Source organism: Microbacterium sp. UBA3394, from assembly GCF_002358725.1.
GTDB lineage: Bacteria > Actinomycetota > Actinomycetes > Actinomycetales > Microbacteriaceae > Microbacterium > Microbacterium luteum.
In genome coordinates this window covers 3,280-4,941 of sequence record NZ_DEPK01000065.1, presented here as the reverse complement: position 1 = coordinate 4,941, position 1,662 = coordinate 3,280, and the positions used below count along the sequence as shown (strand labels likewise).

Below are 1,662 nucleotides of genomic sequence, written 5' to 3'. Positions count from 1 at the left end.
CCGACGACCTCGTTCGCGTCGAGGACGACCCGCTGCCAGGATGTGCGCGGATCCGCGACCGTCGCGGCGATCCCATAGCTCACCGGAGCGAGGAACTGCTCCTGTCCGGGCTTGAGGGACATGTTGTTGACTGCGACGATCGTCGCGGCGGACAGTTCGACAAGTCGCAGCTCGGCCATACGCACAGGCTAGCCGGTAACCCCGTCGCCACACACGCATGCCGTCACGGGCCGCAACCGATTTATCTTGACGTCAAGGTAAACAGGTGCCTGCGTTAGGCTGGAACGACAACCGAGCGAAAGACGAACAGGTGACCGACTCGACCATCATCTACACGTACACCGACGAGGCTCCCGCTCTCGCCACGGCGTCGTTCCTCCCGATCATCAAGGCCGTCACCGGCAAGGCGGGTGTCGACGTCGAGACCCGCGACATCTCGCTGGCCGGACGCATCCTGGCCGCCTTCCCGCAGAAGCTCACCGACGCGCAGCACGTCGGAGACGCGCTCGCCGAACTCGGCGGGCTGGCCACGCTCCCCGAGGCGAACATCATCAAGCTGCCGAACATCTCGGCGTCGATCCCGCAGCTGAAGGCCGCCATCGCCGAGCTGCAGGCGCAGGGGTACGACATCCCCGACTATCCCGACGACCCGAAGACGGTCGAAGACAAGGATGTGCGCGCACGCTACGACCGCATCAAGGGCTCCGCGGTGAACCCGGTGCTGCGCGAGGGCAACAGCGACCGTCGCGCTCCCGGGGCGGTGAAGAACTACGCCCGCAAGTACCCGCACACCAACAAGCCGTTCCCGGCCGGCTCGAAGACGCGCGTGGCGACCATGGGCCACGACGACTTCAAGAGCAACGAGAAGTCCTGGGTGGCCGCCCACGACGACACGCTGACGATCCGCCACATCGGCGAAGACGGCGGCGCGACGATCCTCAAGGGCGACCTGAAGGTGCTGCCGCGGGAGGTCATCGACGCGACGTTCCTGTCGGCGGCAGCGCTCGATGCCTTCCTGGCCGACACCCTGAAGCAGGCCCAGGCCGACGACGTGCTCTACTCGGTGCACCTGAAGGCGACGATGATGAAGGTCAGCGACCCGATCATCTTCGGCCACGTCGTCAAGGCCTTCCTGCGGGATGTGTTCGCGACCCACGGCGAGAAGCTCACCGCAGCGGGGCTCACGCCCGACAACGGCCTCGGGTCGATCCTCACCGGGCTCGCGAGCCTCGACGGCGGTGCCGACATCGCCGCAGAGATCACCGCGGCGCTCCAGGCCGGTCCGCGCCTGTCATACGTCAACTCCGACAAGGGCATCACCAACCTGCACGTGCCGAGCGACGTGATCGTCGACGCGTCGATGCCCGCGCTCATCCGCAACGGCGGCAAGATGTGGGGCGCCGACGGGGGAGAGGCCGACACGCTCGCCGTGATCCCCGACTCGTCGTACGCCGGCGTCTATCAGGCCGTGATCGAGGACGTCGTCGTGAACGGTCCCCTCGACCCGGCGACCATCGGCACGGTTCCCAACGTGGGGCTCATGGCGCAGAAGGCCGAGGAGTACGGAAGCCACGACAAGACGTTCGAGATCGCCGCTCCCGGTGTGGTGCAGATCGTCGACTCGGAGGGGACGGTCCTCATCGAGCACACCGTCGCCGCCGG

At 67.0% G+C, this 1,662-nt stretch carries 1 protein-coding gene; it reads left to right on the top strand.

The features are described from left to right. Positions 1-310: 310 nt before the first annotated feature. On the top strand, positions 311-1,662 hold a 1,352-nt coding region (locus B4E30_RS03615), incomplete at its 3' end, for an NADP-dependent isocitrate dehydrogenase (RefSeq protein ID WP_286793530.1).